Origin of the sequence: Neoroseomonas lacus (assembly GCF_014644535.1) — a bacterium.
Taxonomy (GTDB): domain Bacteria; phylum Pseudomonadota; class Alphaproteobacteria; order Acetobacterales; family Acetobacteraceae; genus Neoroseomonas; species Neoroseomonas lacus.
Genome location: NZ_BMKW01000041.1, coordinates 1 through 7,199, shown reverse-complemented (window position 1 = coordinate 7,199; position 7,199 = coordinate 1). Strand labels below are relative to the sequence as shown.

The 7,199-nt window shown below is 66.2% G+C and carries 9 protein-coding genes and 1 pseudogene; 3 read left to right on the top strand and 7 right to left on the bottom strand.

Annotated elements, in window-relative coordinates:
- On the top strand, positions 1-226 hold a 226-nt coding region (locus IEY36_RS31010), incomplete at its 5' end, for a hypothetical protein (protein WP_229681719.1).
- Entirely contained in the window at positions 223-1,026 is an 804-nt protein-coding gene (locus IEY36_RS30140) for a DUF2272 domain-containing protein (RefSeq protein ID WP_229681718.1), read from the top strand. The genes IEY36_RS31010 and IEY36_RS30140, both read left to right, overlap by 4 nt.
- On the opposite strand, the gene IEY36_RS30135 is transcribed toward IEY36_RS30140, so the two are convergent.
- The 3 genes from IEY36_RS30135 to IEY36_RS30125 all read right to left on the bottom strand — a co-directional run bounded on the left by IEY36_RS30135 (position 1,023) and on the right by IEY36_RS30125 (position 4,735).
- Entirely contained in the window at positions 1,023-1,793 is a 771-nt protein-coding gene (locus IEY36_RS30135) for a M15 family metallopeptidase (RefSeq protein WP_188973985.1), read from the bottom strand. The two genes, IEY36_RS30140 and IEY36_RS30135, sit on opposite strands and share 4 nt — an antisense overlap.
- The gene (locus IEY36_RS30130) at positions 1,790-2,698 is read right to left on the bottom strand and encodes an acetamidase/formamidase family protein (RefSeq protein ID WP_188973983.1); all 909 of its coding nucleotides are present in this window, start codon (positions 2,696-2,698) and stop codon (positions 1,790-1,792) included. Before IEY36_RS30130 ends, IEY36_RS30135 begins: the two co-directional genes overlap by 4 nt.
- A 702-nt stretch (positions 2,699-3,400) precedes the next feature.
- Complete coding sequence (locus IEY36_RS30125; protein WP_188973981.1) at positions 3,401-4,735, bottom strand: tetratricopeptide repeat protein; 1,335 nt, start codon at positions 4,733-4,735, stop codon at positions 3,401-3,403.
- Between the two features lie 197 nt (positions 4,736-4,932).
- Between IEY36_RS30125 and IEY36_RS30120 the strand changes: the two genes are divergently transcribed.
- Complete coding sequence (locus IEY36_RS30120; RefSeq protein ID WP_188973979.1) at positions 4,933-5,556, top strand: TetR/AcrR family transcriptional regulator; 624 nt, start codon at positions 4,933-4,935, stop codon at positions 5,554-5,556.
- Positions 5,557-5,603: 47 nt separating this feature from the next.
- On the opposite strand, the gene IEY36_RS30115 is transcribed toward IEY36_RS30120, so the two are convergent.
- The 4 genes and pseudogenes from IEY36_RS30115 to IEY36_RS30100 all read right to left on the bottom strand — a co-directional run.
- The gene (locus IEY36_RS30115; protein ID WP_188973977.1) at positions 5,604-5,864 is read right to left on the bottom strand and encodes a transposase; all 261 of its coding nucleotides are present in this window, start codon (positions 5,862-5,864) and stop codon (positions 5,604-5,606) included.
- A 17-nt stretch (positions 5,865-5,881) separates the two neighbouring features.
- Positions 5,882-6,286, bottom strand: a pseudogene (locus IEY36_RS30110) (transposase); the annotation flags it as partial.
- Positions 6,287-6,442: 156 nt separating this feature from the next.
- A complete protein-coding gene (locus tag IEY36_RS30105; RefSeq protein WP_188973975.1) occupies positions 6,443-6,739 on the bottom strand; it encodes a transposase in 297 nt (98 codons plus the stop codon).
- 140 nt (positions 6,740-6,879) lie between these two features.
- On the bottom strand, positions 6,880-7,199 hold a 320-nt coding region (locus tag IEY36_RS30100), incomplete at its 5' end, for an integrase core domain-containing protein (protein WP_188973974.1).

Sequence of the window (7,199 nt, the reverse complement as noted above, 5' to 3'; positions counted from 1 at the left end):
GATCGCGGCAATCGCCTCCCATTTGAACGCGTCGGGAAAACTCCGACGCCGTTTCACGCCACCTACCATCGTCACCTCCTGGCGCTTCAGCCTATCAAAGGTGTCCACTCAGGCGGGGCAGGCCCATTTCACCTTGGCGTCGGATTCCGCGCGAAGATGGGGTGCATCCGGCATCGCGCACAGCAATACTGCGCTGCAATGCGTCGGATGCTTCCGTTTCTGGTGATACTTGCGCTCGCCGCCTGTGCGCCGCGCCGCGTAGCACCGCTGCCCGATCCGAACCCGACCAACCCGCTAGCACGCGCCGCCGTCGAGGAATGGCGCATCTGGGGGCGCATCGTCATCGAAGGCTGGCCGGAACAGCGCCCACCCGATACCGCGGCAACGCCCGGGCGCTTCGCGCGGCTCACCGGATACTGGTCGTCCGTGCCGGGCGGCTGGCGCATTGCGCAGCAGCATGAGGATCTACGCTCGGGCATCGCAGCGCTGGAGGCGCGGCTCGCGGCCGAGGCCGGCGAGGAGAACGAGGCGCGGCCGATGCCACAGGCGAGTATCGACGACCTGGCCTTCTACGCAGATCCTGCCTGGTCGGCCGCCTTCATCTCGGCTGTCGCGCGGCTGGCGAACATGCCGGAGAGCGATCTGCCCTCGACCTCGCGACATGCCCGTTACATCGATGCCATCCTCGACCGTGCCATGAACGACCCGGAGGATGCACCCTTCACGCCCCATGCGCCGGAGGACCAGGCACCGGTCCCGGGCGACCTGCTATGCGCCGACCGCGCCTGGGTGCGGCTGTCGCATTGGGTGGAGCGGTTGGCCGAACGCGGCAGGCCCCGCCCAATGCACTGCGATGTCGTGGTGCGCACCATGCCCGGGATGATCGAGGCGATCGGCGGCAATGTGCAGGGCACCGTCGCGCTGCGCCGCTTCCCGGCCGACCGGACCGGCCGCGTTCTGCCCGCGCCTTACGACCGCCCGGGCTTCATCCTGCTGCTGGCGGCGAGGCGTCCGCCTCCGAGCTAGACGAACAGCTCGGGCCGGTACTCGAAGTGCATCGTGTCGTAGTGGTACCACTTGCCGCCCCAGATGAAGCGCTCCGCCTCGAAGGGTTCGACGATCTCGAAGGGAATGCGGTTGCGGTAGGGGATCTCGCCCCGCGCGCGTGACCATATCCAGTAGTCGGACTGCCGTACGGCGACGTCGATCGCTGCGCCGTAGGCGTGGATGCTCGGCATGCCCGTGTCCGCCACCGCGCGGCAGGCGAAGGTCCCTGCGGCGGGCACCAGATAGCCCTTGAAGCGGTCGGGCAGCGCCTCCAGCGAGGCGATCACGCGCTCAAGGCGCGTCGCGACATCATTCACCGTTGTCACCAGCAGCACCTGTGGGCGCGTGCGCGGCATCCAGGTGACGGGACGCAGGTGCCGCGCGGTCTCGCCGCGGCGACAATCGCCGTACATCCGCTCGAAGAAGGCGGCATTGCGCAGGCGGCCTGGGCTGTGGTCGCGCGGCGGCGCGCCTCGCATCGGGCCGGTGACATAGTACTGCCGCAACTGGTCGGCGATGGTGGCGGAACGCAGCATCGTCTCGAAGTCCCGTGCCGGTTGGCTCGCGCCGATCGGCATCCGCGCGCCGTCGCGCCAGACAAGCGTGTCGCCTTCCACTGCAGCCAGGTGATCCGGATAGGCCGCGACAAGTCGCGCGCCTCGTGTATCGCCGCCTGGCTGCATCGGCGCGGCCGCCGCGCAGCCGGCAAGTGTCACGCCGCCGACGAGCAGCAGCCGCCGTCTCATTGGCGCGTCAGCCAGGACTTCGCGATGCGGCAGGCGACCGTATAGGCAGGGTTGAACACATTGCCGACGTCGTAGCGCACCACCTGGCCCATCAGGTGGCTCGCAGCGCGGGCGTCGAGCCCGTAGTCCTCCCCCAGCCAACGCATCATCTCGGTCGTCGCATGCTGCAGGGCCTGGTCCAGCGGCCGCGCATTGCCGATGGTGAAGATATCCTGCGCCGTCTCGCCGCGCGGCCAGATAATGGTCCGCTTCACCACCCGGAAGGTGACCTCCATCTCGAACGACGTCTCGATGCCGGTGCCCACGATTTCCCCATCGCCCTGGCAGGCATGGCCGTCGCCGAGATAAAACAGCGCCCCTGGCACGGAGACCGGGAACCAAGCTGTCGTGCCGGGCGCGAACAGGCGATAATCCATGTTGCCGCCGTTCTGCGAGCTGGTCGCGGTCGACAGCGCCTGGCCTCCGGCTGGCGCCACGCCGAAGCAGCCGATCATGGGCTGGATGGGTGGCGCGAAATCCTCGAGGCCCCGCACCGGGTCCTTCAGCCGCACCGTCCCCGCGTCGCGGTCGATCACCCAGACCGCACGCTGCACTGGCGGCCGCTCGAGGATCGCCGCCGGGTCGAGCACCGTCAGCGCCAGCGGCGAATAGGTCCAGCCCGTGGCGCGGGACGGCGTCAGCCGGTCTATGCGCACGGCGAGCGTGTCGCCCGGTTCCGCGCCCTCGATGAAGAACGGTCCGGTCATCGGGTTGGGTCGTGGCGCCACCATGACCTCCGAAGCATCGAGGCCGGAGGCGTCGATCGTGTCGGCCACCACTGTGTCGCCATCGGCGACGCGCAGGACCGGTTCGGCGGTGCCGATGGCGTTGAAGTAGCGGGTCGGGCGGAAGCGGTGCGTTGTCATGGCCCAGCACGCTAGACCCGGTCCCGCCGCGGTCAAGGCGTTGCGCCCTTTGCCCCGCATGACCTGAGCCCGGGGAATTCCTCCAGAAGTGACCGGAGTCCCGCTCAACCGAGGGACGGACGGATGAAGCGTTCGAGGTTCGGTGAGGAGTAGATCTTCGCGATCCTGCGACAGCAGGCGGCGGGGATCGGGTCGGCAGTGGGTCTGCGGGAGCCCGTTCCATTGTGGATGTCGTATGGCGCGAGTGGATGCGCCGGCGCGGCCGCAGAGTTCCGTTGGGACATCGCGTCCGCGTCGGGAAAGCGCAGCTGCTTTGACGAGATGGCAATGAGATGATCGTGACCTTCGCTTGGCTTCGCCTCGTCCTGAGCGAATGGTCGACGGCGCGGAAAGCTCCACTCCACCCCGCTGAGGCTCAAACTGCGGGGCTCGGCTTGGCAGCACCCGGATGATCGCGTGCAGACCGGGAACCCGACGATGACGGAGCTTTCCGACATCCAGCGGGTGATACTCAGCCGCGCCGCGCAGCACGATGCACTGCTGGCCCACACTCGACACCGTCCACCTCGGCCAGCGGCATGACCATGACGCCGTCCTGGCTGGTCAGGAGTCGCATCGGGCGTGTCCGGGATGGCTGCGGCAGAAATGCCGGTTGGCCCGCGGAGATGCGCGGAAGCACCGATTCTCCCGCGCATGCCGGCGTTACGCGGCGATTGGCCGCGCCATGGCCTTGGCCCGGATCGCCCAGCCCTGGGCGACTGGGGACCTCTCTTTGGCTGACAGGCGCTCCGCCACCATTGCCTCAGCCATGGCCGTATCGCCAGAACGGATGGCGGCCTCACACAGCGTCCAGGAGATAATATCGCGCTGCGCGTGGCTACCGCCGAAGCGATTGGCGATGCCGCGTACGGGCAGGATGTGCGCGACCGCCGCGCGATAGTCGCCCCGGCCGAAGGCGGCAATGCCACTGGCAAGCGGCAGGCCGACGTCGCGCGACATCATCGCGTTGGTACCCTGGCGTGCCGCGGCGCGCTTGAGCGTGCCGATCACATCATCCTGGGCGGCGCGATCGTCGGTCGCGGCAAAAGCCATCATCGCGTGAACGTCGTTGAAGGCATAGACGCCGTGATTGCGCCGCGGCGACCAGCAGGCCAGTAGTTTTGACCAGCGATCGCCGACGTCATGGCCCAGCACCCAGAGCCGCCACAGTAGCGCCGAGCCGTCGATGCCCTCCAGCGCCTGGCCGAAGCCTCCGGCAGAGATCCGCTCATCGAACAGGCGCAGTGCGGCGGCAATATCGGACTGCTCCACGTAGAACAGTGCGAGGTGCCACCAATTGTGATAAGCGAAGAGGCTGTCGGGCGCCCATCCGGGCGCGGTGCTCTGCATGAAGGCAGCCCCTTCCGCCGCACGGCCCTGCATCTCCATCACATGGGCGACGGCATGCGCGGCCCAGCCATCGCGCGGGTTGATCGCGACGGCTTCGCGGCCCGCCGCCTCGGCGCGCGTATAGTCGCCCGCTTCCTCAAGGCCGAAGGCATGCATGCCGAGCACGAAGCCATAGCCTGGCGTGTCGCGCCGCCAACTCGGCAGCACGCGCGCGACGCGGTCGCGCAGCATATGGCTCTGGCCCAGGAAGAAATCGCCAAGCTGACCATACTGCACGGCGAGCAGGTCGCGCGGATGATCGATTGCGATGCCGCCCCAGCGTTCCGTCGCGCCGGAAAGGTCGCCATCCATCCATTGCCGCACGGCGGCGACATGCGCCTGCTCGCGAGCATTGGCACGCGGAGCCAGCCTCTCGGCCTCTTCCAGGCTGGCGGCGGCTTCGGCGGCGAAGGTCCGGTCCGTCGTGGTAGCCAGGATGCCAGCGCGAAGCGCTTGCGCCATCACGCAATCTGGATGCTCCGCGAGCAGCGCGTCGAGATCGGCGATAGGATCGGCCAGGTAGTTGTGGAACTTGAGGCTGGCGGCATCGAGGCGGCGGGCGGCCTCGGCGCCGCAGGACAGGGCATTTCCCCGGATGTCAGCGGTCATGGCAGTATTCCCTTTGGTATGTTGGTGGCGATGGTTTCGCCCCAAATTCCGCCCGACCTCCAGCCATCTCGTGGTACACTGATAATAGTTTGGTAAGAGGCAGGCATATCAACGACTTGGAAACGGTTCGGTTGGTTCCGAAACGTCCGAGCGTGATATCTCGCACGGAGCGGCTGGACCTGCGGTACAGTCATTCCATGAACGAGATCACAGGCCGTCGGGAAAACACGAGAGACAGGCTGCTCGAACTTGCCGAGGCCGCGGTCCTGCAGAAGGGATTTGGCGCGACCTCGATCGAGGAACTCATCGCGGGTGTCGGCATCTCCAAGAGCGGCTTCTTCTACCATTTCTCCGACAAGGGCGAGCTGGCGAAGGCCCTGCTGCTGCGCTACATTGAACGCGACAACGTCATCCTCGACGAACTGTTCGCTCAGGCGGACGCGCTGAATGAGGACCCGCTGCACGGCTTCCTCGTCGCGCTGAAGCTATTCGGCGACATGATGGGGGCGATGACCGAGGTGCATCCGGGCTGCATGGTCGCCTCAGTCTGCTACCAGGAACACCTGTTCGATCGGGAGATCCATGCGCTGGCGCGCGACGGGGTGATCGCCTGGCGGCGGCGGTTCCGGGCAAGGCTCGACGCGATCGTCGCGTTATATCCACCGAAGCTGCCGGTGGAGCTAGACGACCTGGCTGACATGCTGTCCGTGATGGTGGATGGTGGGATTACGATTTCCCGCGTGACGCGCGACCCGGTGCTGCTAGCGCGGCAGATCATGCTCTACCGCGCCTTCGTGAAGGCGGTGTTTTTGGGAGCTTAACGTGCGGCAATCGGAGGCGCGTCGCGCTCCGTCTGATACCAAGCGCGCTATGGATTGATCGGTCTGGCCCACTGGAAGTCGGCCAACGATTGGATGCGGCCGGTTTCGGCGATGAGGTTGTTCCAGGCGACGCAGCAGGCATCGACGATGGCGCGCGTGCCGCTGAACAGGTAGCGGTCGCGAAGGTACTGCCACACATTCTCGATGACGTTCGACTCGGGTGAGTAGGGCGGCAGGTTGACGAGAGTGATGTTCGGCGGGACGCGAAACTCGTTAGCGATGCGCCAGCCGGCGTTGTCGATCAGCATCGCCGCGTGTGTTCCTAACCGGCCGCCCTCAGTGTTGTGTCGAACCGGGCGAACAACACCTGCACCGCGCCGGCACGCTTGAGCGCCTCGCGGAAGGTCCAGATCGTGTTGGCGTCCGGCACCGGGTCGGCCAGCCCGAGACCGAGGCAGCGCATGAACGACAGGCGGTCCTTGATGAGGTATCCGCAGCGTTCGTTCGACAGCCCGTGCATCGCCTGCAACAGCAGGATCTTGAAAATCAGCACGAGATCGAAGGCAGGCCCGCCACCCTTCGTGCAATCGAAGCGTGGTACCGCACGATCCAGCTCCGCGCGGAACATGGCGAAATCGACCAGCATGGCGATCCACTCGAAGTCATCGCCCTTGGCCGACAGCTCACGCAGCCGATCCTCAACATCGAAGAACCCAGGCTGCCCAACCACCGCCACCCCTCGCGCCAACCCGCGTCAGTGAATCAGGAAGCGGTCATCGTGACGAGGGGAGTTGCTGGAGGTGTCCAACTTTCCTTCAAACCTCTCCTGCAACCACGGGGTCTTCTACAAATGATTCAAGGTACTGATCGGTGTTAGGCTCAGGACTCATTCCCCGATCCAGAAGTTGATGGTTGCTGCGATGCAGATGGCGCTGGAGCAGGTATGAGCGCATCGGTCGTAGCGGGTGGCCACGCGGCGCCAGTCCTTCAAGCGGCCGAACATGATCTCCACGCGGTGCCGCTGGCGATAGAGCAGGCGGTCGTAGGGGATATCGGTCTTGCGGTTCTTGCGCGGCGGGATGCAGGACGAAATCCCACGCGCCAGCAGGGCGGCGCGGTACGGGTCGCTGTCATACCCGCGGTCGGCGATGAGGTCGCGGGCCGGCGGTAGGGCGTCGATCAACAGCCCCGCACCCACCCTTGTGATCGTTCATCTGGCCTTCTGAGAGCCGCATGTCGAGGGGACGGCCGTGGCCGTCGCAGACGGCATGCAACTTGGAATTCTGAACCGCCCCGGTTTTGCCGGAGGCTGTTTGGTTTGAGTTATGCGGCCAGCGGCTGATGGTCATGGGCGGCGTAGTGGAGTGCTTCGGCCTTGGCCGGCGGGATGTTGCCTCTCGGCTCCAGCAGGCGCCGATGGTTGAACCAGCCGATCCATTCGAGGGTGGCGAATTGCACGGCCTCGAGCGACCGCCAGGGTCCTCGCCGGTGAATGACCTCGGCCTTGTAGAGACCGTTGATGCTTTCGGCCAAGGCGTTGTCATAGCTGTCGCCGACGCTGCCGACGGAAGGCTCGATGCCGGCCTGGGCCAAGCGCTCGGTGTAATGGATGGAGACGTACTGACTGCCCCTGTCGCTGTGAT

Excerpts from the sequence above, each read along its gene's own strand:
- IEY36_RS30135 (WP_188973985.1), bottom strand. The coding sequence starts at position 1,793 with ATGAGACGGCGGCTGCTGCTCGTCGGCGGCGTGACACTTGCCGGCTGC.
- IEY36_RS30130 (WP_188973983.1), bottom strand. The coding sequence starts at position 2,698 with ATGACAACGCACCGCTTCCGCCCGACCCGCTACTTCAACGCCATCGGC.
- IEY36_RS30125 (WP_188973981.1), bottom strand. The coding sequence starts at position 4,735 with ATGACCGCTGACATCCGGGGAAATGCCCTGTCCTGCGGCGCCGAGGCC.
- IEY36_RS30120 (WP_188973979.1), top strand. The coding sequence starts at position 4,933 with ATGAACGAGATCACAGGCCGTCGGGAAAACACGAGAGACAGGCTGCTC.
- IEY36_RS30115 (WP_188973977.1), bottom strand. The coding sequence starts at position 5,864 with ATGCTGATCGACAACGCCGGCTGGCGCATCGCTAACGAGTTTCGCGTC.